Origin of the sequence: Chitinophaga niabensis (assembly GCF_039545795.1) — a bacterium.
GTDB lineage: Bacteria > Bacteroidota > Bacteroidia > Chitinophagales > Chitinophagaceae > Chitinophaga > Chitinophaga niabensis_B.
Genome location: NZ_CP154260.1, coordinates 5,956,755 through 5,983,000, shown reverse-complemented (window position 1 = coordinate 5,983,000; position 26,246 = coordinate 5,956,755). Strand labels below are relative to the sequence as shown.

The window sequence follows — 26,246 nt, the reverse complement described above, 5'->3', positions numbered from 1 at the left end:
GTTCATTTATGTAGGATACCTAACTGTATTTCCGAGAGTGAACTACTGATAGTTTTTCGCAAGGTTTTGACCCTCTAATGACAGTAGACGCTAATTCCCACTATTAAATATCTTGTTCGTGTTCAATACACACATTGAACATGTTTTGTTTTGATTTTTTTCAAAATGAACAAAATGAACAGGATTGATTCGTTTGAACAGAGTGGTTTTTCTTCGTTTGAATGAATAAGAATGGTATATCGTTTCCCCAATAACACCCATTAATTTCGTGCTATCGTGAATGTATTTCTGTACCGATAACCAAAACTATATCCTATCAAAAATGAAATGAACAGCCCCGAGAAACTGTGAATGCTTTCAATCTAAATGATAGGCCTTAAAGAAACCATATCCTGCTTCGCATGCAGGCAATGCTTCTATTCATATAATTCAAAACTGCGATAGAAATATTTATAATAACCCAAACCCTTGTATATGAGGTTAAATGTTACTCCTGTCAGCATTATGCGCAAACTTATTGTCTTTATAGCAATCTGGCTCCTTACATGGCCTGTTGCAAATGCGCATGCTGCAAATACTGCTCCCCTTTCTCATATGCAATATTGGTGGTCTCCCACTACTGAAATTTCTGCGGTTAACCCGGCAGAAAATTGGTATGGCCGTTCCCCATTATTACATAAACAGGAAAACGGATCTTTAACGCCTGCGGATATACGCAGCTTTTTTGCTGCCGGACCTATTTCGAGCCCGGGTATCAGCGATCAGGATATTCTGAACCCCCTCCTCTGTTTGGGCTGTAGTATTACGCAGCAGGGGCAATCCCATGACGGCAATATTAATACAGCCTCCCATATTACGATGGGCATAGGCCTGGCCACAAGAGCCGGCCAACGGATCATTTTCCCCGGTACTTATGAGAACGGGGATAGTGTGGTGTTGGACTTTGAAGTACCCGGTGCTTTAAGCGCCTCCGTTTTAAGTTCCATAAGGTTGCAGGCTTTTAATGGCGGATCCCTGGTGACCACTGTCAATATCAGTGACCTGGGCACCTTGCATTTTTTAGGCACGGGCATTGGCACATCCGGAAAGATGAGGGCAGTAATGCCTATTGGTGGTACGTTTGACAGGGTGGAAGTAACAATTGGTTCACTGGCAGGTTTGTTGAATGAGTTATATATATATGAAGTGACTGCCGTTGTGCCGGTTACCGTTACTCCTTCAGCTAACCCTGTTATTTCCCCTGCAGGACAATCTGCTGTATTAACGGCATCGCACAGGCTGGGTGCTGCAACATTCCGTTGGTATGATGTTCCCAGCGGCGGTACGCCCATTTATACAGGGGATGTTTTCACAACACCTGTGTTATTCCGCGGTGTAAAACATTATTATGTAGAAGCCACTACTACTGCAGATGGCAAAAGCAGTTTCATCAGAACTGCTGCGAATGTAGATGTAGGAGGCGGCCCCGGCTTATTATGGACATTTGGTGATGAACAGCAAAGCCCCCGGAATTCCGGTGTTTGTGCGTTGTGTATTGTTACCGATCCGCAAAATGCCATAGACGCAGATACCACTACTTCTTCCATGTTATCTATGCCGGTAGGGCTTGCCAGCTCTGTTGGCCAGCTCATCAGATTCCCCGGCATTTACCAGTCGGGCGACAGTATTGTGCTGGACCTGGAACTTCCCGGTCAGTTATACACCAAACAATTATTATCCGGTATCAGTATACAACCTTACAACGGCGCAAGTGCTGCCGGCCCTGCTATTGCGCTGGACAATGATCTGGTGCGTTTACAGGTGTTAGGTATTGGTGTTGGCGGAACATCCAAGTTCCGTGTAGTGGTCCCTTCTACCGTTACTTTCGATGGTGTGCAGGTGAACCTCAATGCATTGTTTGCAGAACTGGGATTCCTGCGTGTGTATGAAGCTGCTGCTATGATACCTGTAGGAGTAACGCCTTCACCTGCTATCACACCTTATAATACATCTGTTAACCTGAGTGCAACGATCCGTTCTGCGGGTGCTACCTTCAACTGGTATACACAACCAACAGGCGGCAGCGCAGTTGCTACCGGGGCCAGTTTCCCAACGCCGGCACTTACACGCAGCACTACTTATTATGTGGAAGCTGCTACACCCGATGGTTTAACAAGTTTCAAACGTACAGTGGTGCCTGTAAGAGTAGGCGGCGGTGCCGGTCCTTTATGGAGCCATGGCGATACACAGGAAAGCCCTCAACTCAGTGGCGTATGTGTTGGCTGTAATGTACAGAACCCATTGCTGGCAGTAGATGGAGATACGACTACTGCATCTACTGTGAACATTCCTTTAGGGGTGTTAAGTTCAGCAGGACAATTGATCCGTTTTCCTGGTACTTACCAGGCGCTGGATAGCATTATCCTGGACCTGGGTATTCCGGCCGGTCAGCTTTTATCTGCACAATTACTTTCCGGCATCCGCATTGAAACATTCAATGGTGCTACTTCTAATAATGATGTAGCTGCATTCAGTACTGCTTTGGGCAATGCACAACTGCTGGGCATTCCTGTTGGCAGTACCGGTAAGTTCAGGGTCGCATTGCCTGCCACGGCAGCTTTTGATGCAGTACAGGTTTCACTTGCTCCTGTTCTGGGCGGCCTGAGCAATCTGCAGATCTATGAGGCAACTGCCATGGTGCCTGTAACAGTTAACCCTGCCACACAAACAGTACCTTATGGTACCAGCGCTACTATCAATGGAGCCAACCGTTTACCTGCTGCAACATTAAACTGGTACACAACGCCAACGGGCGGTACTGCTGTCTTCAGCGGTCCATCGTTCGTTACCCCGAACCTTACCCGCCAGACTAAATATTATGTAGAAGCTGCCACTCCTGATGGCAAAACAAGTTATGTTCGTACACTGGCCACCGTTAATGTAGGTGGTGGCGCAGGGCCATTATGGACATATGGCGACAGAGAAGAGAGTCCATTGATCACCGGTGTTTGTCTTGGTTGTAATGTTCAGGACCCTGCAAACGCAGTGGATGGCAATCCAAATACTTCTTCCCTGCTCAATATGACTGTAGGGGCATTGGGTGGTGTTTCCCAGCTCATTCATTTCCCTGGTACTTACCAGGCAGGGGACAGTATAGCACTGGACCTTGAAGTACCCAACCAATTGTTCAACGGGCAACTGCTGGCAGGCATCAATGTGCAAACCTATAATGGCAGCACCCCTAACGCAGATGCCATTACATTGGATAATAATGCTGTTCGTTTACAGGCATTAGGTTTAGGTGTGGGCACAACCGGTAAATTCCGTATCACTATTCCCGCCAACAATACATTTGATGGGGTGAAAATAGGTACCACGGCAGCACTTGCAGGTTTAGGCACTTTGCGTGTATACGAGGCAGTTGCCTATATGCCTGTAAATATCACACCTCCTGCCCCGGTAATTCCATCTGGTACTACGGCAACCATGACTGCAAGTGTAAGAGCACCTGGTGCTACTTATACCTGGTATGAAGTTCCAACGGGAGGTACAGCTGCAGGTACAGCCGCCAGCTTTACCACACCAACATTAACCCGCAGTAAAACTTATTATGCTGAAGCTGCAACGCCGGATGGCAAAACCAGCTTCGTGCGTACAGCTGCTCCTGTTACGGTAAGCGGAGGTCCTGGCCCATTGTGGACGTATGCTGATCAACAGACAAGTCCCATTATTGGAGGCATTTGCCTTGGTTGCAGTGTACAAAACCCCAACCTCGCTGTAGATGGCGATACCACTACTGCTTCCCAGGAAATGATCACGGTGGGTGTTGCCGGTTCAGTAGGACAACTGCTGAAATTCCCCGGTACTTACCAGGCGGGAGACAGTATTTCCTTTACATTGGGTGTGCCCAGTCAACTGCTGAGTGCACAACTGCTTTCCGGCATCAGGGTACAAACCTTTAATGGCACCACTCCTAATAATGATGCCATTACACTGGATAATGATCTGGCTAACCTGCAAGCCCTGGGGCTTGATCCAACAGGCAGTGTAGGTAAGTTCCGTGTAACCATCCCTGTTAACAGCGGATTTGATGGTGCACAGGTAGATCTTACCGGTCTTGTTTCCGGGTTGACCAATCTGAATATTTATGAAGCAGCGGCCTTTATACCGGTAACGGTTACACCGCCTGCTCCTATTGTTGTACCATTTGGCAATGATACAACACTGAATGCATCCATTCGTATTCCAGGAGCTACTTTCAGCTGGTATGATACACCAACTGGTGGTACGCCGCTGGCTACAGGTGCTACATTCAATACACCGGTCCTTATAGGAGACAGAACATTCTATGTGGAAGCTTCCACTCCGGATGGTCTGAAGAGTTATATCCGTACTGCCGTTCCTGTTTCGGTAAGAGTTGGGCCAGGTAGTCCTGATCTCTCCTGTGGCAGAGGTATTACACAAACAAATGGCACAGTTGGATTGCTTTGCTTGCTCTGTGCTGTGAATACACCGGAACTGGCTGTGGATGATAATCCGCAAACATCATCCAGGCTGCATGTACCTGTTGGCCTTTTAGGCGGTGTGCAACAAACACTCACCTTTGGCCATGAAAGTTCAGTGGGGGATAGTTTACGTATTGTGGTAGGATCTACAACAGGCCTGCTCAACCTCGGACTGTTGGGGAATGTTACTATCCGGCCACGTAATAATGGTGTTGAAAATGCGGCAGACGTAAGGCCAGTAAACAGTGGCCTGCTGAGCGTGCAATTACTGGATGGCGGTGCACGCCAGGTGATCTCATTTGTACCTTCGCAGGTATTTGATGAAGTGGAATTCCGCATCACCGGTCTTGCTACTGCGATTACGGAAGTGAACCTGTTCTATGTACAACAGATCACTCCAATGGCCGGGGTGGTTTCGGATACCGTGAATGTTTGTAGTGGTCAAACGGCTACGCTGAATGCAAACTTCCCGGCCGGCGCTACTTTCAATTGGTATGATGCACCTTCCGGCGGTAATTTATTATTCACCGGCGCAAGTTATACCACACCTGCCATTACAGCGGATGCTGTATATTATGTAGCGGCAGTTTCCGGTACAGGATGTGCGAGTGAAACACGCAAACCTGTATTTGTAAAAGTTGGCCTGGCCAGCGTGTCTGTTACTGCTAACAATATCACTATTCCACAGGGCGGTACGGCTACCTTTAATGTAAATACACCTAACCCAGCATACACCTACAACTGGTATAGTGTGCCAACAGGCGGAACACCATTGGCTACCGGCCCAAGCTTCACCACACCGGCATTGAATGCTACCACTACTTATTATGTGGAAGCTACCACCAGCACAGGTTGTGCCAGTGCACAAAGGATCCCGGTGATTGCTACAGTACAGGTGGTGAACCCTGATATTCCTTGCGATGCTGCTACAGCACAGACAAGTAATGTAAACGGTGTTTGCCTGGGATGTTATGTGGACAATCAAAGCTCTGCCGTTGATGCCAGCACCACTACTTTCTCTACTATCCATGTGATAGCAGGTTTGTTAGGTGGTTATGCACAGCAAACACTCATCTTCCCGAACCCAAGTGATCTGGGAGACAGTGTGAGACTGGTAATGTCCTTCCCGTCTTCACTGGCTGATGCCGGATTGCTGGGCAGTGTACAAATTGCTACTTACAATGGCACACAATATAATAATGACAGGGCTAACCTTACAGGTGGCGGCCTGCTTAACATACAACTATTACCTGGTAATCAGACAGCTATTGTAACCTTTGCACCGGCTGCTGTGTTCGACAGGGTAGAAGTCCGTATGAATGCTGGTTTGGCAACTGCGCTCAGTGCCGCTAACATTCATTTCGCACAACGCTTCATTCCTGTTCCGGATGTAACACCGGATACGGTGAATACCTGTGTGGGCAGTACAGCAACGATTGCTGTGACGCCAAGGACCAACACCATCTTCCGCTGGTATAGCCAGGCAACAGGTGGTACACCATTGTTTACAGGTACTTCCTTCCAATCAGGCCCTGTATCTACAGATACAGCCTTCTATGTGGAAGCGGTGAAAGCGTCTATCAACTGTCCAAATCCGATCAGGACAAAAGCAGTTGTTAAGATCACCGGTGCACCTGCTGCTCCAACATTGGATAACACATCTGTGAATACCTGCGCAGGCACCACAGCTACTATTAAGGCTACTGCTCCTGTGGGTGCTACTTTCCGCTGGTATGCACAACAAACAGGCGGCACACCAATATTTACAGGAGATACATTTATTACACCGGCGCTGGACAGTTCTGCGATCTATTATGCAGAAACAGTATCCAGTGGTGGTTGTGCAAGTACTACCCGTACAGCGGTACAGGTAAACATTACAGCAAGGCCAGCCACTCCTGATGTAACACCACCAAGCGCAGCTGTATGTGCAGGCAGTGTTACCACACTTACTGCTACTTCCACTACACCAGGTGTTGTTTTCAACTGGTACCCCAGCGCAGCCATGGATAACCTGTTGTTTACAGGAGCTTCCTTCACCACACCAGCCTTAACTGCTACCACTTCCTACTTTGTAGTGGCCGTGAACGGACAGTGTGCAAGCGCTGCTGCGAAAATGGTAACAGTAACCGTGAACGCAGTGCCTGCTAAACCAACTGTGAGCATTAATCCTGCAAGTGGTTTGGTGGAGTACGGACAAACAGCTGTATTAACAGCCAGCTCTGCTTCACCGGGTGCAATAACTTATCGTTGGTTCCTGGATTCACTGGGTACTACTCCAATATTCACCGGAGCCGTATACACTACACCGGCATTGACTAATAACACCCGCTACTTTGTAGAAGCTGTCGGCGAAAGTGGTTGTGCAAGTATTGGCCGTACAGGCGTTACCGTATTGGTGAACAGGAACTTCAACCCGGGTTGTGATTTCGCAAATTCACAGACCAATACTATTAACGGTCTTTGCTTACTGTGTGCAGTAAATAATCCGGATAATTCTGTGGACAACGATACCACGAATGTTACGAATATCAGTATCCCAGTGGGCGTGGGTGGTAATATTTCTTACTTTATGAATTTTGGTAGTCTTGCATCTGCAGGGGATACCGTTAAAGTAAGATTGTCATTCCCAACCGGCCTGGTAGATCTGAGCCTGCTTTCCAATATCACCATCACTTCCTATAATGGTGCTACTTCTAATAACGACACCAAGGCGCTGGATGCAGCTGGCCTGAAATTGGTACTGCTGAGCGGTTCCGATCAGCGTGCTGCATTATTTGCACCAGGTGCTGCATATGACCGTATTGAAATAAGGGTAACTGGTCTTGCTACCCTGCTGACCAGTGTGAACATTCAATACGCTAACCGTATCCTGGCTTCGCCAACGGTAACGGTAGATAATGCAACAGTATGTGCCGGTGCACAGGCTACTTTAACAGCCACTGCATCTGACAGTACTACCGTAAGATGGTACACCGTACCAACAGGCGGTACACCTGTATTCACAGGTAAAGTATTCACCACACCGGTGCTGAATGCTACCACCACTTACTATGCAGAAAGTTTCCGCGCATCTACTAATTGTGCTAATCCGATCCGTACATCTGCTACCATACAGGTATTGACTGTACCACAGACTCCGCAGATCCTGTCAGGGGATACCGCGATCTGTGCCGGCAACAGTGCAATTCTGCGTGCTCGTGCAGCTGATCCAACACATACTATCCGTTGGTTCCTCAGTTCAACAGGCGGTACGCCAGTTTCGCTGGATAGCCTGTTTGTAACAGGTGCGCTCACAACCACTACTATATTCTATGCAGAAGCATACAATGGAAGTTGCGGTTCAGCAGTACGTGTACCTGTGACCGTTACAGTGGGCACGGCACCAGGTGATCCTGTACTGGAATCCGGTAACCTCACCATCTGTTCCGGTACCACTGCAACATTGCGTGTAACATCAAGCACTACAGGTATCACCATCAACTGGTACACTGTACAATCCGGCGGTACGCCAATATTCACTGGTGCACAATTCACCACACCGGCATTAAGTACTACTACCATCTATTATGTGGAAGCTACCAGCACAGCCGGTGGTTGTGCAAATGCTGGCGGAAGGATACAGGCAGTAGTGAATGTGAATTCCACACCGGCAGTTCCGGTATTGGTGGACGGTGTTAAAACAACCTGCCGCAATCAACCGGCAACGCTTTCTGTACAAAATCCTGTAGCAGGTATCACTTATAACTGGTACAATGCAGCAACAGGCGGTACCTTGTTATTTACCGGTGCTACTTATACAACAGGACCATTAACCGATACCGCTACTTACTTTGTAGAAGGAGTAGGTACAGGAAATTGTCCAAGTACAAGCCGTGCAGTAGCGAGTGTAAGTGTGGTATCCACATTGAACCCGCCAACTGTTGAATCTGCGAACGTTACTGTTTGCCGTGGTGCACAGGCTACCCTGAGAGTACAGAATCCGCTGGGTGGTGTAACCTACAATTGGTATGATGCACCGGGTGGTAATAAACTGTTCACAGGAGCGGTGTTCTTAACAGGTGTGCAGGTTACTGCCAGCAGTTACTATGTGGAAGCAGTAAGCAGTGGCGGATGTGCCAGCGCTACTATGACCCGTGTAGATGTTCAGGTAACAGATGCACCAACTTTACCGGTAGTATTAGGTAATACAACAGTATGCCAGGGAGATGCTATCAGTCTTTCTATACAAAACCCTGCAGCCGGCCTTACTTATAGCTGGTATGATGCAGCAGCAGGTGGTAACAGAATGGCAGAGGGAACAACCTTTGCACCAACAGGGGTAACTTCTTCCGTGACCTATTATGTAGAAGCCTCCAGTGGCGTTTGCAGCAGTGCAGGCAGAACACCTGTGACTATCACAGTGAATCCTGCACCGCCGGCAGTGACGGTTGATGCAACAGCTAAAACAGTTTGTATCGGCAACACAGCAGACCTGCATGTAGTGAATCCGCAACCGGGTCTTACTTATCGCTGGTACGATGCAGCGGTTGGCGGAACAATTGTTTCTTCTTCACCAGACTTTATAACACCGGCACTCTCTGCCAATAAGGATTACTTTGTGGCAGCTATCAATGGCAGCAACTGCGCCAGTGTTACCCGCACAAGAGTAAGCATCACAGTAACAAATGGCCCGGCTGTTCCGGCAGCTCCGGCAGAAGTAACTGTTTGCCGCGGCAACCGTCCAACAGTGAGTGTGCAGAACGCGAATGCTAACCTGCAATATCGTTGGTACGATGCACCGATCGGCGGTACATTGCTCTTCACCGGCAATACTTACTCTACAGCAGATCCATTGAATGTAAGAGATACCGTGTACCTGGAAGCCAGCTTACCTGGTGGTACCTGCGTGAGCAACGGACGTGCACAGGTTATCTTAATTCCTGCAGATGCTCCGGGTAATCCTGTACTGGCGAATAGTGGTGCGATAACAGTTTGTACCGGTACAACTGCCACTTTCAATGTACAAAACCCAACGGCGAATGTGACCTACCGCTGGTATGATGCAGCAACCGGAGGTAATGTACTGCTGGCCAATGGTACCAGCTACACAACCGGTGTACTCACTGCAAACATGGATGTTTATGTGGAAGCATTGATAGGTGGAGGTTGCGCAAGTGCAGGCAGGGCTAAAGGTACAGCTACTGTATCTCCTGTTCCGGGTGCTCCGTTGGTGACAGCAGATGCGAATACGGTTTGTCCGGATAGCAGTGCAACACTGAGAGCTTCTTCTGCACAACCAGGTTTGATCTTCAGCTGGTACACTGCCGCAACAGGTGGTACGGCAGTATTCACTGGGCCGGTATTCAAAACTCCGCCACTTACTACTACCACTACTTATTATGCAGCAGCCGGATTCAATGGTGGTTGTATGAGCACTACCCGCACACCGGTAACTATTAATATCTATTCAGTATTAGCTGCACCAACGGTATCTGTGGCTTCTAAAACAGCTACATCAGTAACCTTCCAGTGGAATGCAGTTCCGGGAGCATTGGGTTACAGGGTATCTGCAGATGGTGGTGTTACATTCACACAACCAAGCTCCGGCCTCACCGGTACTACACATACTGTGGTGAACCTGTTGCCGAACCAGACGGTGACCTTGCAGGTAATGTCTATCGGTGCAACAGAATGTGCTAACAGTGCATGGTTCCAGGGAGGTGGCGGAACAGATAACCCTGCCGGTAATACCATCTTTGTACCAAATGCCTTCACGCCAAATGGTGACGGATTGAATGATGTACTCCTTGTATATGGTACTACCATTGCAACCATGGAGATCAGGATCTACAACCAGTGGGGTCAGATGATCTTTGAATCTAAAGACAAAGGCCGTGGATGGGATGGTACTATGAGTGGCAAACCGCAGCCGGTGGGTGTATACAACTACATCCTGAGAGCTACACTGCAGGATGGTACTACCGTACAGAAACGAGGAACTATAACAATCGTCAGATAACCCAAACATCAAAGGCAAGCAATACATGCCGGAATGAAGTGACCCTTCATTCCGGCTTATTCCAAACTCGAAAAATTTTCTTCCTATGAAGAGTAAAATTTTAATAGCAGTGCTTTCATTGTGCACTTTATATGTAAAGCCCACCATGGCACAGGTTGATCCGCATTTTGCACAATATTATGCATACCCGCTCTGGCTGAACCCTGCACTGGCAGGGGTGATAGATGGTGATTACAGGCTTACGGGCAACTATCGTAACCAGTGGGCTAATTTCGGCACACCTTATTCTACTGCCGGCGTATCATTTGATGCGGCCACAGAAAAGAATGTTGGGCTTGGTGTTACAGCCCTGAATATGTCTGCCGGAGAAGCAGGATATAATTACTTCAATGCCATGGCTACCGTTTCCTATAGCGGGGTAAAGATGGGTGCGAATGGAACCACAAGACTGGTAGCAGGTATCCAGGCGGGGGTGATCAACCGCCGTGTGGACCAGTCCAAATTCCAGCTGGGCAGCCAGTATAACCCTGTGATGGGATTTGATCCGAACATCCCATCCGGTGAAACATTACGTGCTACTTCTTCCACTGTATTTGATGCAAATGCAGGGATCATGTTATTTGATGGTAATCCTAATCACCGTTTTAATCCATTCATTGGTTTTTCCGGTGCGCATCTTACCCAACCGGAAGATCCCTTTGTTTCTGAGAATAAAGAGTCCAAATCATTGCCCATCCGTTATGTGGCACATGGTGGTTCCCGCATCCGTGTAACAGATATGGTGAACCTTACACCACATGGATTGTACATGCGCCAGGGTAATGCAGAAGAAATTGTAGCAGGCGTATATTCCCAGATCCGGGTGAACCCTGAGTTCGATCTTTTGCTGGGGGCTAACTACCGGGTGAATGATGCCATCTCTCCTTTTGCCGGGTTTAGCTATAAGAGCTTTACACTGGGCCTGAGTTATGATGCCAATACTTCCAACCTGAGGAGGTTAACCACCGGCAGTAATGCATTTGAACTTTCTTTATCCTTTATAGGCCGCAAACGTAGAATTATGCAGCCGGAATACTTTATCTGTCCGAGGTTATAATCGTAACACCAAAAGAGGAAATTATGAAAAGATCTACACTCATCCTGCTGTTGGTTTTAACAGGTCTTGTTAATTCTTTGCAGGCACAGACATATGTAACTGATTTTAAACGTACGGCGGATAATTATTTTGCATTGAAGGATTACTATTCCGCGGCGCAATACTATAGTAAGGCATTGGGTACTTTTACGGTGAAACCCGGAGAGTACAAACCTTACCTGCTGGAGAAAGGAGGCAAAAGTAAACAGAAAAGACTGAAGGATTATGAGCAGGTAGTATACCGCCTTGCTGAATCCTACAGGATGTATAATGATTTTGGTAATGCGGGTAAATGGTATGCAGAAGCCCTCAACTTTGATCCTGTGCAGTTCCCACTGGTCAAGTATTGGTATGGGGTATGCCTCAGGGCGAATGCAAAAACAGGCACGGATTATGAAAATGCACTGGCGCAGTTTCAGCAGTTCAAACAATCTTATAAAGGAACGGATGATTATTCCAGCAGGACCAATATCGAAATTCAAAGTTGTGAATTTGCGATAGAGGAAATGAAACATCCGCCAAGATATGAAGTGGTAAAAGTGGCAGGGAACATCAACCAGGGCGGTGCCAACTATGCGCCTGTGCCAGTGAGCAATAACACCTTCTACTTTACTTCCTCCCGTCCGGATTCCACTTTACTTGAAAAGAAATCAAATCCTTTCATCAATACACTATACATCGCCAAGGGAGAGAATAGCAGTTTTGACAGTAATGAGAAACTATCCATACCCATGGAAAAAGGCACAGAACAAGGAGTTGCTGCTATTGCTCCCGATGGCAATACCTTGTATGTAACAAGATGGACCACCAAAGACGGGAACAAACACTCCGCTATCTACCGCAGTAACAAAGCCGGTAATGGCTGGACGGAACCCCAGTTGCTGGATGCTACTATCAATGCTGCGGGTTACAGTGCAAAGGAACCTTCTGTTACTTCCGATGGTAAATATTTCCTCTTTGTATCAGACCGCCCCGGCGGCATGGGGAAATTTGACCTGTGGTATTGTACCATCAGCAGCGGAGGTACTTTGAGTGCAGCCAATAACATGGGGAATACCATCAATACCAAAGAAGAAGAAAGTGCCCCTTTTTATGATCCTAATAAGCAGGTGCTTATATTCAGTACCAATGGCCGTGTTGGTTTTGGCGGGCAGGATTTTTTCAGCAGCAAGGGAAGTTTTGGTGGATGGACGGCGCCGGAGAACATGGGTTATCCTTTGAACTCTGCAAAGGATGATCAGTATTATGCAGCTCTGCAACCAAAGAATGCCTTGAATAAAGGGTATATCAGTTCAGACAGGGAATCCATTTGCTGCCTGGAAATATTTGCAGTTAAACGTAAGGCAAAAATGGCCGGAGGTTTAGTGATGGATTGTGAAACCGGCAAACCGCTGGAAGGCGCAAAGATCACTTTGCTGGATAGTACGCAAAGGAATATACTCGAAACACAAACCACCAGTAATGGCGGTAATTATATGTTTGAACTGGAGATGAATAAAAAGTATAAAGTACTGGTAGAAAAAGATAATTACTTCTCAAAGAATTTTTCCTTCAATACAGAACAACTTTCCATGGTGGACTCCATGATGAATCCTACTGTTTGTCTGAAGCGATTTGAAATGAACAAACCGATTGTGATCAATGATATCTTCTATGATTACAATAAAGCCACATTACGTCCGGAATCAAAACTGATCCTCGATTCGCTGTATTACCTGTTGCTGGATAATCCAAAGATGGAGATAGAGCTTGGTGCACATACGGATAGTAAAGGAACAGATGCATACAACCTTAAATTATCCAACGCGCGTGCTAAATCCTGCGTGGATTACCTGATCAGTAAAGGTATTCCGCAAACCCGCGTGGTAAGTAAAGGTTATGGTGAATCCAGGCCGGTAGCGCCGAACACATTACCGAATGGTAAAGACAATCCGGATGGAAGGCAATTAAACCGCCGAACGGAGTTTAAAGTGTTACGGAATTAATTCAGATAACGCAGTAAGAAGTTCTGAGCGGGAATTCTTTCCCAATATGAACCATATCCTATCATATACAAGTAGTAGCCGGCATCCGCCGGCTACTACTATTTTGGATCGATCTAATGAAAAAGAAGGTAATAAAAAGGCTGCCCTGCTTAGCAGAACAGCCCTCTCCATCTATCAACTAAAAAATAGTACGCTTATTTTCCGATCTTAGCTCTTGCAACGTTGCTATCAGCAGGAGGCGTAGCAGTTGTTACATAGTGAACCCTTGCGAAGTAGCTATTCTTCAGCAGAGAATCGTAGTTAAACTTAATAGAATCACCTGTTGCAGGTTTGATCTTCTTAACAGTGATGGTTTTGATTATAGCAGCATCTGTAGTGGTGCTTTTCTCAGAACCCAGGTCTAAACCAACTTCCAGCGTTGGGTTTGCAGTGCGGAGCAATGCAGTGTCACCTTTGATCACGCTGAATTTGTACGTGATGTCTTTAGTGGTTTTGTTGATCTTAATAGTCAGGTCAAAAGTGCTGTCTGTTCTTTCCTGAATGGTCACTGTTCCACCTCCGATCTCAGTAGCCGTTCTCAACGGAATTTCTTTTTTGCGTAATACTCTTGCCGGATCATCATCAGAGCAGGATGCGAGGGAAATTCCAAAGATAGCGGTAGCGATAAGCCCCAGTGAAAGAGCCTTGTTTTTGTTAATAAGCATGGTTTCCGTTTTAAATTAGCTTGTTTTCAAATTAGGTTAAAGTGTATTCCCGTTTGTGGTACGCTTGTAAAACGGGCATCGTTTTAAAATGTTACAAACATTTTAACGATTTCTTTGCAAATTACCCTGTTCATATAGATGAAACCTGCTGTGATGGCTTGTTTCACCATAAAATAATTTTTTTATTTATCCTGTATACTCCTGAATAACAATCTCCGGCAACGATTAGTTGTAGGAATTATTGTTAAGGATGAAACGAATTCATCCGGTATGCGGCAGGGATAAAACGGCGTTGTAATTTTTCGAATGGCCAAGTCAATGAAACAATTACCTTTGTATCCGTCAACACAACGCATATGAAAATGTAATACCGTCAGCCCATCCGCGCTGACGACCTCCTCCCCCGAACAATGGCGCTATAACCTGGCGCATTATATCTTATTCTAATTATTAAATATCAACACAACTACATGCGAACTATTACGCACGTTACGTCGCGCACATACAGGCTTTTTCAATTGATCAGGGAAGCGCTGAAAGGAGACGAAAAAGTATACACCACCGGAAGTATCAACCGGGCATTAATATTACTGGCCATTCCCATGATGCTGGAAATGACCATGGAATCACTCTTCGCATTGGTGGATGCGTTCTTTGTGGGAAGATTAGGTAAGGCCGCTATTTCCACTGTGGGTTTAACAGAATCAGTGTTAAGCCTCATTTACGCCATCGCCGTTGGGATCAGTATGGCAGCCACTGCAGTGGTGGCCAGGCGCATTGGAGAAAAAGATCCTGAAGGAGCTTCCAAAGCTGCAGTGCAGGCACTTTACCTGTCGTTAGGATTTTCTGTGATCGTGAGCATTTGCGGGATCATTTTTTCCAAAGAGATATTGGGACTGATGGGTGCAGATGCAGAAATGATCCGTTCGGGACATACCTATACACAGATAGCCATGGGCTCCAATCTCGTGATCGTACTGCTTTTCCTGATCAATGGAATTTTCCGGGGTGCCGGTGAGGCCAGTATTGCTATGAGGAGTTTATGGCTGGCCAATATCCTTAACATTATCCTGTGCCCTTTATTTATATATGGGCTGGGACCTGTTCCTGCATTTGGACTGGAAGGTGCAGCGATAGCCACAACAATTGGCCGTGGTACGGGTGTGGCTTACCAGTTATACCATTTATGCAGTGGTAAAAGAACTATCCAGGTGAGCTGGCGGCATATCCGTCCTGAGTGGGAGACTATTATGAAGATGATCAAACTGGCTTCCGGCGGTACTTTGCAATTCCTTATCGGTTCAGCCAGCTGGATCTTCCTGATCCGCATTATTTCCCAGTTTGGAGAAGATGCACTGGCGGGGTATACTTTCGCCATCCGGATCATTGTATTTGCTATCCTTCCTGCGTGGGGAGTGGCGAATGCAGCTGCTACCCTGGTAGGGCAAAATCTTGGAGCCGGAGAGCCGGAGCGGGCTGAGAAAAGTGTCTGGAAGGCGGCGTATCTAAATATGATCATCCTGGGATTCGTGTCCATTGTGTTCATCATTTTTGCACCCTGGATGCTGGGCTTCTTTTCAAAAGACCCGGCTGTACTGGCTTATGGAATAGAAGGCCTGCGGCTGATCAGCCTCGGGTATATCTTTTATGCCTTCGGTATGGTGATGGCGCAGTCCTTCAATGGAGCCGGAGATACCAGAACGCCTACTATTATTAATTTAATAGGCTTCTGGGTGATACAGATACCGCTGGCCTGGTTCCTGGCCATTCCATTGAAATGGGGGCCTACAGGCGTTTTCTGGGCCATCTTCATTGCAGAGTCCATCATCGCTACCATGGCGGTGATTATATTCAGGAAGGGGAAATGGAAGAAAGTAAAGGTTTAGTAGCTAATTCCTTACATTTGCTGCGTTTTTCAACCTTTAATTAATTCATTACATGTCTCTTACCGTAGTTGGCACCATGGCTTTCGATGATATCGAAACACCCTTTGGTAAATCGGATAAAATCGTAGGCGGATCAGCTTCTTATATTGCCTGGGCTGCATCAAACTTTGTACAACCAGTAAACCAGGTTTCTGTGATCGGTGGAGATTTTCCGCAGTCTGAACTGGATGCACTCACCAAAAGAGGGGTTGCATTAGAGGGTGTGCAGGTGAAGAAAGATGAAAAGTCTTTCTACTGGGCAGGTAAATATCACCTGGATATGAACTCCCGTGATACACTGGTTACGGAACTGAATGTACTGGCTGATTTTGAACCGGTTATCCCGGCCAGCTACCAGGGAAGCGAATTCCTGATCCTGGGTAACCTGAGCCCGCAGGTACAGATGAGTGTGATCAATCAACTCAGCCCCCGTCCGAAACTGATTGTAATGGACACCATGAACTTCTGGATGGACATTGCTTTGGAGGACCTGCTGAAGACCATCAAAATGGTAGATGTACTGGTAGTGAATGACAGCGAAGCCCGTCAGCTGACTGGTGAGTTTTCTCTCGTGAAAGCGGCCAAGAAGATCCTGACCATGGGTCCCCGTTACCTGGTGATCAAGAAAGGTGAACATGGCGCATTGCTTTTCCATGAGAACCACGTGTTCTTTGCACCTGCTCTTCCCCTGGAAGATGTATTTGACCCAACCGGTGCAGGTGATACTTTTGCCGGCGGTTTCATAGGCCACCTGGCTAAAACAAAGGATATCTCCTTTGAGAACATGAAAACAGCGATCATCGTTGGTTCGGCAATGGCTTCTTTCTGTGTGGAGAAATTTGGTGCTGCCCGTCTGCGGGAGATCTCTAAAGAAGATATCGCTGCCAGGCTGGAGCAGTTCGTGGAACTGGTGAACTTTGATATTGACCTGGTATAGGGCCTGTATATTATTATAAGCAAAAGGACCGTTCTGTGAAGAACGGTCCTTTTTTAGTTATAGGAGTATCGAACCTTGAGCCTATGTGAAGAGAAGGATAGTATAACCCTAGACCTATCTTGAGCCTATGTCAAGCCTATGTGAACCCTATGTCAAGAGAAAGATGGTATAAGCACAGCCTTATGTCAAAAGATGGAATAGCGTCCTTCAACGGTTTACATATTCTAAACTTTTGCTATGCCGGATGACAATCATTTAAAGATATCATTCAGCACTTTTGCCAGGCGAATACCCCCTTTTGTGAGCTGGCCATTGAGGTCGTCCATAAAAATATAATTGTACCGGTAGCTGAGTTTTTCGCCTTGGGGGGTACGGTCGTACACTTTGTCAGAAAGTACATGAGATTCCCACATCCAGTCCGTAATAGCCCCCGTTTGGTAGGCTTTTTTATTTTGTGTGGTAACTACACGATTTAGGATCTGGGCATATTCCGTGTAGCTATATTGTTGAAAATCAATTAAGTGTTCATCCCATACCCGGTGAAGGTTGGTGGGGCGTTCAAACCATGTCACATTGACCTTGTTTCCACCCTGATCTTCATCTCTACCCACGTGCAGGGGTTGGTGAAGGTCCCCTATCATGTGTACGAGGAAGCTGAGGGCGAACCTTTTCCTGGCTTTGGGGGTGGCAGGATCTTTCAGTTCTTTGATCATGGCAAGGATGGAAGTATAGAGGTTTTCTCCTTTAGCCTCACTAATCAATTTGTCGAATTCCTGGCGGGAACAGTGACCCGGAAAATCGAGGTAATGCCAGGGGGAGGTATGTTTATATAAATTAGTGGTATCTGATTTAATGAAGTCCGGCCAGTTGGAGATCATGGCGAGGGTTTCATTACCTATGATGTTCCGGATAGCGAGTTGGGCTTTAGGGGTCAGGTGCCAGGATGCTATCTCTCCTACTACCCGGTGGCCTGTAGGTCCCCAGGCTTTAACAGGTTGGATGCCGGAGAGTAATAGCCCTGTTATCAGAGCGCTTAAAAGGAGCTTTTTCATGTTAAACTATTTGTCGAATTTTGATACCCGAATGTCGGATTGTAAAATGACTTTATTGTAAAATTTTAACAAGGTCTTTATCTGCTAAAAGCCGAAATTCGTGAACCCGATCACCAATCCGAAACAATTATGCCTTTTAAGCTCCAAGCACCATATAAACCTGCAGGCGACCAACCCAATGCCATCCGTTTACTCACAGAAGGAATACAGGATGGAGAGCGTTTCCAGACTTTACTGGGGGTTACCGGTTCGGGTAAAACGTTCACTATGGCGAACGTTATCCAGAATACCCAGAAACCTACCCTGGTGCTTACACACAATAAAACCCTCGTTGCCCAATTGTACGGAGAACTTCGTCAGTTCTTTCCGGACAATGCGGTAGAGTATTTTGTAAGTTACTACGATTATTATCAGCCGGAAGCGTATATGCCGGTGAGTGATACTTATATAGAAAAGGACCTGGCCATTAATGAAGAGCTGGATAAATTAAGGCTTCGCGCCACCTCCAACCTTTTATCCGGCAGAAGGGACATTATAGTGGTAGCCAGTGTATCCTGTATATATGGTATGGGTAACCCTACCGATTTTGAAAACGGGATCATCCGCATCCATAAAGGGATGACCATTGGCCGGAACACCTTATTACACGGCTTGGTGAATGCGCTTTATTCCAGGACCACGGGAGATTTCAACCGGAGTAATTTCCGGGTGCAGGGCGATACGGTGGATATTAATCTTCCTTACGTGGATTATGGATACCGGATCACTTTCTTTGGCGATGAGATAGAAGAGATTGAGAGTTTTGATGTGAGTAATGGAAAGCGGATCATGACATTGGATACCGCAGCCATTTTCCCAGCCAATCTTTATATAGCGCCGAAAGACATGATGGTGCAGATCCTGCATGAGATCCAGGACGAGATGCAGGCCCAGGTAGAATACTTTAAAAAGAATGGCAAACTCATAGAAGCACAGCGTTTATCCGAACGCGTTAATTATGATGTGGAAATGATCCGTGAGCTGGGTTATTGCAGTGGCATTGAAAACTATTCCCGCTTCCTTGACAGGAGGAAACCCGGTATGCGCCCATTCTGTTTGCTGGATTATTTCCCGAAAGACTTCCTGCTGGTGATAGATGAAAGCCATGCTACCATTCCACAGGTAAGCGGGATGTATGGTGGAGACCGTTCCCGTAAACTGACGCTGGTGGATTATGGATTCCGTTTACCCTCTGCGCTGGACAACCGGCCGCTTAATTTTTCTGAGTTCGAGAACCTGTTGAACCAGGTGGTTTTTGTAAGTGCCACGCCGGGGGAATATGAACTGAAGCAAACAGAAGGTGTGGTGGTAGAACAGATCGTACGGCCGACAGGGTTATTGGACCCTCCCATTGAGATCCGGCCCAGTAAGAACCAGGTGGATGACCTGCTGGACGAAATAGATAGACGTATATTAAAAGGAGACCGGGTGCTGGTGACCACACTGACCAAGAAAATGGCAGAGGAGATGGACAAGTACCTGCATCGTATTAATATTAAGAGCCGTTACATACACTCTGAGGTGGATACACTGGAGCGGGTAGAGATATTAAGAGACCTGCGCTTAGGTAATATAGATGTGGTAGTGGGTGTGAACCTGTTGCGGGAAGGGCTTGATCTGCCGGAGGTTTCGCTGGTGGCGATACTGGATGCAGATAAAGAGGGTTTTCTGCGGGATGAACGTTCCCTTACCCAAACAGCGGGACGGGCAGCACGGAATGTGGATGGGCTGGTGATCTTTTATGCAGATAAGATCACAGACAGTATGCGCCGTACGATGGATGAAACCGACAGAAGGCGTCAGCGCCAGCGGGAATATAATGCCAAACATGGTATCACGCCTATGACTGTACGTAAAACCAAAGAGCAGATCATGGGATCTACTTCTGTGTTGGAGATCAAGAACTTTGATGAGAATTCTCCTTATGCCGTGATGGATGCGATGGGACTGGTAACAGAAGATCCGGCCGGGTACAACCAGGATACTATTAAGAGTATTCCACAGATGGAAAAGGAGATCGGCAGGGTGCGGAAGAATATGGAGAAGGCGGCAAAGGACCTGGATTTTATGGAAGCGGCCAGATTAAGGGACCAGATGTTTACGATGCAGAACGATCTGGAGAATATGAAGCGGAAATAGTTGCTCAAACAACAAACTCAACATAGAATTATTTATAATATAAATGAAAGGATAATGGTGTTTTCCAATAAGCACTATTATCCTTTTTAATATTTAAACCCTTTAAGGTCAAGTGTTTGAAAGCTTCGTGTAAGATTTACAGTGCAACATGCCCCCTGAAAAATTAGAATTTCGTAATTCTTTGTTAAAACTTTCGTAACTTAATCATTATCAAATTGTTAACACCCATTATCCCACCCCTTCAGGCACCTTCATATTCCTAAAAACCATTATAATATGTTTATTAATTATAATGTGATTGTATTCGGCGCCCCATATTTCGTCATTTTTTCGAATATTTCCATTTTTAGGGCCTTCTATTTGAACTTTTAAAGCATCTGCCTACTTTTATTTCGAAATTTAAAATGATACGCTATGAAGAAAATTTCGATTCAGGATTATCTGCCATTCATATTTTTAGCTGCGCTGGCAGTAATTGGCATTTTTTTACCTACAGCTCCAACATTTGCCGATGCCAGCAAGTATAATGCAGCAGATGTTGCCTGGGTTTTAGTGGCTACCACTTTGGTATTTTTGATGACTCCGGGTTTATCCTTCTTCTATGGAGGAATGGTAAACAAGAAGAATGTGATCTCCACTATGATGCAAAGCTTTATCGCTACCGGCCTGATCAGTGTTATCTGGGTGGTAGTTGGTTTCAGTCTTGCATTCGGAACTTCACAGGGAGGAATCATTGGTGACCCTACCTCTTATTTCTTCTTTAATGGTGTAGGTTCAGGCGGACCATGGGGTACTATTCCCATTTTATTATTCGCTTTGTTCCAGCTGAAATTCGCTGTGATCACTCCTGCTCTTGTTGTGGGTGCGGTTGCTGAGCGGATCCGCTTCACATCTTATGTATTATTCATGGTACTGTTCAGCCTGTTGGTATATGCACCAATTGCACACTGGACCTGGCATGCAGATGGCATCCTCTTTAAATTGGGTGTACTTGACTTTGCCGGTGGTACTGTTGTACATATTTCTGCTGGTTGTGCTGCTCTTGCCGGTGCGCTTGTTTTAAGACGCCGTAAAGACCACATCGCTAAAAAAGAACTGCAACCTGCAAACATTCCTTTCGTATTGATCGGTACCGGTTTGCTCTGGTTTGGCTGGTTCGGTTTCAACGCAGGTTCTTCTCTTGCTGCTAATGGTTTGGCTGTAACAGCTTTCGCTGCTACCAATACAGCTGCCGCTGCTGCTGGCCTTTCCTGGATCTTCTTTGATGTGATCCGCGGTAGAAAACCATCTGTACTTGGATTCTGTATCGGTGCGGTTGTTGGTCTTGTTGCCATCACACCTGCTGCTGGTTACGTTGGTGTACCACAAAGCCTGTTCATTGGTTTCATTGCTGCGATCGTTTCTAACATCGTTGTACATTATAAGAACAAATCTGCCATCGATGATACATTGGATGTATTCCCTTGTCATGGTGTAGGTGGTATGGTTGGTATGTTGCTGACCGGTGTGTTTGCTTCCAAACTGATCAACCCTGCAGGTAATGATGGCTGGGCTTACGGTAACTTTGACCTGTTCTACAAACAAGTACTGGGTCTGTTGCTGGTAGTTACTTACAGCTTTGTTGTATCCTGGCTGATCTTCAAATTCATCAACTTCATTCATCCGCTGCGTGTAACTGAGCAGGAAGAAGAACTGGGTCTGGACGTTACACAACATAACGAGATCTATCACCCACAAAACCTGAGCATTAATGGTCAGGGTTCATTAGCCGAAGAGCCTGTTCAACACGGATAATATCACCTTTTAATATTGTTTGATCCGGATTAGTAATTATTTGTTTATCACCACGGCGCAGCCGTAAATGCGGGAAACCGCCGTGGTGATTAAACGATCCGGCTTCCTATTGCCTTTGAAATAGCAAATTTGTCCATACAACATCAGCACCTCAACAATAAAAGCGCCACACAAAAACCCTTATCATTTTTATTAACCAAAAACTCTCGCCTAATGAGAAAAAGTTTATTTGCCCTTCTGGCTATGTTTATTGCTATGTCCGCCTCCGCCCAGGATTCTTTACGCTTACTGCCAGTAGGATTTAAATTATCCGGATACGCTGATGTTTATTACAAGTATGGTTTTAACGAAAACAAATCAGATAATAAGACGAGCTTTACCAACTCTCATAACTCTTTTGAACTGGGTATGGTGTCTTTGAAACTGGAAAGCACTTTCAAGAATGTAGGATTGGTTGCGGACATCGGTTTTGGTAAAAGAGCGGAAGATTTCTCTTATAATGACGAAAAAACGCGCCTCGCGATAAAGCAATTATATATTTCATATGCACCTGCTTCCTGGTTGAAATTCACCATAGGTAGTTTTGCCACACATGTTGGTTATGAACTGGTGGATGCATATGCCAACAGAAATTACAGCATGTCCTACATGTTTTCCTATGGACCCTTTTTTCATACCGGTGCAAAAGCTGATCTGACTTTTGGAGAGCACAACCTGATGGTTGGTGTATTTAACCCAACAGATCTTAAAAGTGCATATGATGGCCATGAAGGTATCAAGTACATTGGTGCTCAGTACGGATTCGCTTCTGCCAGCGTACCCTTCAAAGCTTACCTGAACTACATCGGCGGGCTGGATACTTTCCAAACGCGGAATGACCAGATAGACCTGGTGCTCAGTTACCAGGTAGCGCCTAAGTTCGGAATTGGTTACAATGGTACTTACAGCACTTACAAGAACAAACCTGCCAAAACTGATGCTACCAACTGGTTTGGCTCTGCACTGTACCTGAACTATGATCCTTCTGAAAGCTTTGGTCTGAGCCTCCGTGGTGAATACTTCAGCGATAAAGATGGTCTGAAAGTTTATACTGATCCTTTAGAATTCCCAGACGGTGGTAGCGTATTTGCTGTTACCTTATCCGGTAATTACAGAATAGGCGGCTTTACCCTGATCCCTGAGCTCCGCCTGGATCAGAGTAATAAGGACGGTCTCTTCCATGACAAGGATGGCGCCGCTAAAAAATCATCTGCAAGTGTATCACTGGCGGCGATTTACAAGTTCTAGATCTAAACACTGGCTCATATAAGAAGGTTAAACCAAACCATTATGCTTGTGGGGCCGGTTATCTTAACCGGCCCCCTATTTTGAAGCTCCTGTTTGCCCTGGGAAAAAATCCCTTTGGCAAACAGGAGTTTTTGTATCTTATCCCCCCTGAAAGAGGGTATAAGTATATGCTACAACGTTCCACATTGAAATTTCTGAAGGACCTCAGGCTAAACAACAATAAAGCCTGGTTTGATGATAATAAGGCAAATTATCAGCAGGCAAAAGAGGACTTTGAGAGCCTGGTACAAGAAATAATAGATGGCCTGGCCCGTGTAGACCCAGGGATAGAAGGCCTGCAGGTAAAAGACTGCGTTTTCCGTATCTATAAAGATGTTAGGTTCTCTAAAGACAAAACGCCTTATAAAGCCAATATGGGTGCATCTTTTGCCAAGGGAGGCAAAAAGAGTCCGTATGCGGGATATTACTTTCACCTGGAGCCGGGTGGAAATAGTTTTGTTGGTGGCGGCCTCTGGATGCCAGAAGGGCCGATCATTAAAAAGATAAGACAGGAGATCGACTATAACTTCGCCGACTTTCAACGCATAGTGGGGCAAAAAGAGTTCATCCGGGTATTTGGCAAGGTAAATGGGGATTCGCTTAAAACAGCGCCACAGGGGTATCATGAAGATAATCCGGCTATTGCCTATATCAAATTGAAGAGCTTTATTGTCAGCAATAATGTAACGGATGAAGCAGCTACGCAACCTACCTTAGTGCGTGAGATCCTGCGGACCTTTGCTGTGATGCAACCATTCATTCAATTCCTCAATAGCGCTCAGGACGAATAAGAAAACTACCCTTCACTTTACTAGTTACCGGAATTCTTCCGGCAACTAGGGTTTTTCATTGATGCATAATGCTAACCGGCCTAACGTATTCAATCGTTGTGCAAAGTTGCATGGTGCCAGGATGGTAACAGTAAATCAATTCTTGTGTATCAAAAACTCAAACGGGCGGGATTTACGGTTTTTCAAAAGATTTTCTTTGTCTACTCTTGTTTGTGCAAAGCGCTGGTTATAAACGTTTGCTACTTCAATGATAGGGATAATGCCATCGAGTGTATCTTTCTGATCAACGATGTTCATAATACGAGACACCTGTGAGGAAAAATTTGTGCTCCACTCTTCTGTAAACTTGTGCATTAACAAAAGTTCACGGTTCGTGTTGGTTTTCATAGGAATAAGGGTGTTTAGTTTGATAGTTTAGTTGTCATCGAAAAAAACGATAAAGAATTTATTTGCATAGGATTGTAATATCAAAGTTGACGTATATCCTTCACATATCAATACTACTTCTGTGTAGTTTTTACCCTTACTTTTTTACAGTTTTGTTTTATGTGATAAAACGCAGGCCAGTAGGCACTCTCTCAGTTGCTCTAAATAAAACAGATCTTCGTATAACCCACGTTGTGATTTAACGGGGAAGTGAATTTACATTAAAAAAATCAAATTCCAAATAGCCAACTGTATAAATCGTTGAGAATAAGAGAAGGATGATAATCTTATGTAAGACATAAATAATTATTTATAATAATCGGAGGAAAATCAATAGGGATAAGTGATTGAAGAACAAGAGAATAATCGTTAACGAAGAAGGAGCGAACTATGTTGCAACATAGATCACCCCTTCAAAAACATTTTTTTATAAACTCTTTATAACCAGTTCTTTTTTTCTAAGTACTCTGCAATCTGTACCGCGTTGGTAGCTGCACCCTTCCTTAAGTTGTCTGCAACTATCCAAAGATTTAACGTGTTATCCTGTGTTTCGTCTCTGCGGATACGTCCTACAAATACATCGTCTTTATCATGCGCATCTTTTGGCATGGGGTACAGGCTTTTAGACGGATCATCTACAACGATCACACCAGGTGCTGCCGCTAAGATGTTACGTACTTCTGCCAGATCGAAATCTTTCTCAAACTGAATGTTCACACTTTCGCTATGGCCGCCCATTACAGGGATACGCACAGTTGTAGCCGTTACCTTCACTTTGTCATCTCCCATGATCTTGGTGGTTTCTTTCACCATTTTCATTTCTTCTTTTGTATAACCATTCTCCAGGAACACATCTATCTGCGGGATCACGTTGAGGTCTATCTGGTAAGGATAAGCCATAGGACCTTCAATACCTTTGCGTTCGTTCATTAACTGATCTACTGCTTTTACACCTGTGCCTGTAACAGATTGATAGGTAGATACCACTACGCGTTGAATACCATACTTCTTATGTAAAGGTTCCAGTACCAATACCATTTGAATGGTAGAACAGTTAGGGTTGGCAATGATCTTATCTTCCGGTGTTAAGGCATGTGCATTCACTTCCGGTACCACCAGTTTTTTGGTAGGGTCCATCCGCCATGCAGAAGAGTTATCTATCACGGTGATGCCTGCTGCTGCAAATTTAGGTGCCCACTCCAGGGAGGTGCTGCCGCCCGCAGAGAAAATGGCTACGTTCGGTTTCATGGAAATAGCCGTATCTGCGGTCACAACCTTGTACGGCTTACCCTTATACATCACTTCCTTACCAACAGATCTCTCAGAAGCTACGGGTATCAATTCCGTTAAGGGGAAATTCCTTTCCGCCAATACTTGCAACATTTTGGTGCCTACCAATCCGGTTGCACCTACTACGGCTACTTTCATTGTTAAAATTAATTTTTAAGAGAGCACAAAATTAATACAGAAAAGCAAGACTTTCCTTATATTCAATCAGTTTGTTGACT

Annotated in this window: 13 protein-coding genes; 9 read left to right on the top strand and 4 right to left on the bottom strand. The window is 45.7% G+C overall.

Annotation, left to right across the window (positions count from 1 at the left end):
- The first annotated feature begins 474 nt into the window (after nucleotides 1-474).
- The 3 genes from AAHN97_RS23830 to AAHN97_RS23820 all read left to right on the top strand — a co-directional run bounded on the left by AAHN97_RS23830 (nucleotide 475) and on the right by AAHN97_RS23820 (nucleotide 13,605).
- Nucleotides 475-10,485, top strand: coding sequence for a gliding motility-associated C-terminal domain-containing protein (locus tag AAHN97_RS23830; RefSeq protein WP_343304611.1), 10,011 nt, complete (start codon nucleotides 475-477; stop codon nucleotides 10,483-10,485).
- A gap of 85 nt (nucleotides 10,486-10,570) precedes the next feature.
- A complete protein-coding gene (locus tag AAHN97_RS23825) occupies nucleotides 10,571-11,581 on the top strand; it encodes a PorP/SprF family type IX secretion system membrane protein (RefSeq protein ID WP_343304610.1) in 1,011 nt (336 codons plus the stop codon).
- A 23-nt stretch (nucleotides 11,582-11,604) separates the two neighbouring features.
- On the top strand, nucleotides 11,605-13,605 hold the full coding sequence (locus tag AAHN97_RS23820) for an OmpA family protein (protein WP_343304609.1): 2,001 nt from the start codon (nucleotides 11,605-11,607) through the stop codon (nucleotides 13,603-13,605).
- Nucleotides 13,606-13,799: 194 nt separating this feature from the next.
- On the opposite strand, the gene AAHN97_RS23815 is transcribed toward AAHN97_RS23820, so the two are convergent.
- On the bottom strand, nucleotides 13,800-14,309 hold the full coding sequence (locus AAHN97_RS23815) for a hypothetical protein (RefSeq protein ID WP_343304608.1): 510 nt from the start codon (nucleotides 14,307-14,309) through the stop codon (nucleotides 13,800-13,802).
- Nucleotides 14,310-14,779: 470 nt separating this feature from the next.
- Here AAHN97_RS23815 and AAHN97_RS23810 point away from each other — a divergent pair, with 470 nt between their 5' ends.
- The gene (locus AAHN97_RS23810; protein WP_343304607.1) at nucleotides 14,780-16,195 is read left to right on the top strand and encodes an MATE family efflux transporter; all 1,416 of its coding nucleotides are present in this window, start codon (nucleotides 14,780-14,782) and stop codon (nucleotides 16,193-16,195) included.
- 52 nt (nucleotides 16,196-16,247) lie between these two features.
- Nucleotides 16,248-17,171: a PfkB family carbohydrate kinase gene (locus AAHN97_RS23805; protein ID WP_343304606.1), complete on the top strand. Its 924-nt coding sequence runs from the start codon at nucleotides 16,248-16,250 to the stop codon at nucleotides 17,169-17,171.
- Nucleotides 17,172-17,422: 251 nt separating this feature from the next.
- On the opposite strand, the gene AAHN97_RS23800 is transcribed toward AAHN97_RS23805, so the two are convergent.
- On the bottom strand, nucleotides 17,423-18,223 hold the full coding sequence (locus AAHN97_RS23800) for a S1/P1 nuclease (protein ID WP_343304605.1): 801 nt from the start codon (nucleotides 18,221-18,223) through the stop codon (nucleotides 17,423-17,425).
- 129 nt (nucleotides 18,224-18,352) lie between these two features.
- Here AAHN97_RS23800 and uvrB point away from each other — a divergent pair, with 129 nt between their 5' ends.
- The 4 genes from uvrB to AAHN97_RS23780 all read left to right on the top strand — a co-directional run bounded on the left by uvrB (nucleotide 18,353) and on the right by AAHN97_RS23780 (nucleotide 24,312).
- Complete coding sequence (gene uvrB, locus AAHN97_RS23795) at nucleotides 18,353-20,401, top strand: excinuclease ABC subunit UvrB (protein ID WP_343304604.1); 2,049 nt, start codon at nucleotides 18,353-18,355, stop codon at nucleotides 20,399-20,401.
- 414 nt (nucleotides 20,402-20,815) lie between these two features.
- On the top strand, nucleotides 20,816-22,195 hold the full coding sequence (locus AAHN97_RS23790) for an ammonium transporter (RefSeq protein ID WP_343304603.1): 1,380 nt from the start codon (nucleotides 20,816-20,818) through the stop codon (nucleotides 22,193-22,195).
- Between the two features lie 213 nt (nucleotides 22,196-22,408).
- On the top strand, nucleotides 22,409-23,482 hold the full coding sequence (locus AAHN97_RS23785) for a porin (protein WP_343304602.1): 1,074 nt from the start codon (nucleotides 22,409-22,411) through the stop codon (nucleotides 23,480-23,482).
- A 167-nt stretch (nucleotides 23,483-23,649) separates the two neighbouring features.
- Nucleotides 23,650-24,312, top strand: coding sequence for a DUF2461 domain-containing protein (locus AAHN97_RS23780; protein WP_343304601.1), 663 nt, complete (start codon nucleotides 23,650-23,652; stop codon nucleotides 24,310-24,312).
- A 135-nt stretch (nucleotides 24,313-24,447) separates the two neighbouring features.
- Here the strand turns inward: AAHN97_RS23780 and AAHN97_RS23775 are convergent, their stop codons facing one another.
- On the bottom strand, nucleotides 24,448-24,699 hold the full coding sequence (locus AAHN97_RS23775) for a hypothetical protein (protein WP_143197550.1): 252 nt from the start codon (nucleotides 24,697-24,699) through the stop codon (nucleotides 24,448-24,450).
- A 477-nt stretch (nucleotides 24,700-25,176) separates the two neighbouring features.
- On the bottom strand, nucleotides 25,177-26,166 hold the full coding sequence (locus tag AAHN97_RS23770; protein WP_343304600.1) for an aspartate-semialdehyde dehydrogenase: 990 nt from the start codon (nucleotides 26,164-26,166) through the stop codon (nucleotides 25,177-25,179).
- Nucleotides 26,167-26,246 lie beyond the last annotated feature (80 nt).

Excerpts from the sequence above, each read along its gene's own strand:
- AAHN97_RS23780 (WP_343304601.1), top strand. The coding sequence starts at position 23,650 with ATGCTACAACGTTCCACATTGAAATTTCTGAAGGACCTCAGGCTAAAC.
- AAHN97_RS23790 (WP_343304603.1), top strand. The coding sequence starts at position 20,816 with ATGAAGAAAATTTCGATTCAGGATTATCTGCCATTCATATTTTTAGCT.
- AAHN97_RS23815 (WP_343304608.1), bottom strand. The coding sequence starts at position 14,309 with ATGCTTATTAACAAAAACAAGGCTCTTTCACTGGGGCTTATCGCTACC.
- AAHN97_RS23825 (WP_343304610.1), top strand. The coding sequence starts at position 10,571 with ATGAAGAGTAAAATTTTAATAGCAGTGCTTTCATTGTGCACTTTATAT.
- AAHN97_RS23770 (WP_343304600.1), bottom strand. The coding sequence starts at position 26,166 with ATGAAAGTAGCCGTAGTAGGTGCAACCGGATTGGTAGGCACCAAAATG.
- AAHN97_RS23775 (WP_143197550.1), bottom strand. The coding sequence starts at position 24,699 with ATGAAAACCAACACGAACCGTGAACTTTTGTTAATGCACAAGTTTACA.
- AAHN97_RS23805 (WP_343304606.1), top strand. The coding sequence starts at position 16,248 with ATGTCTCTTACCGTAGTTGGCACCATGGCTTTCGATGATATCGAAACA.
- AAHN97_RS23785 (WP_343304602.1), top strand. The coding sequence starts at position 22,409 with ATGAGAAAAAGTTTATTTGCCCTTCTGGCTATGTTTATTGCTATGTCC.
- AAHN97_RS23820 (WP_343304609.1), top strand. The coding sequence starts at position 11,605 with ATGAAAAGATCTACACTCATCCTGCTGTTGGTTTTAACAGGTCTTGTT.
- AAHN97_RS23810 (WP_343304607.1), top strand. The coding sequence starts at position 14,780 with ATGCGAACTATTACGCACGTTACGTCGCGCACATACAGGCTTTTTCAA.
- AAHN97_RS23830 (WP_343304611.1), top strand. The coding sequence starts at position 475 with ATGAGGTTAAATGTTACTCCTGTCAGCATTATGCGCAAACTTATTGTC.
- AAHN97_RS23800 (WP_343304605.1), bottom strand. The coding sequence starts at position 18,223 with ATGAAAAAGCTCCTTTTAAGCGCTCTGATAACAGGGCTATTACTCTCC.
- uvrB (WP_343304604.1), top strand. The coding sequence starts at position 18,353 with ATGCCTTTTAAGCTCCAAGCACCATATAAACCTGCAGGCGACCAACCC.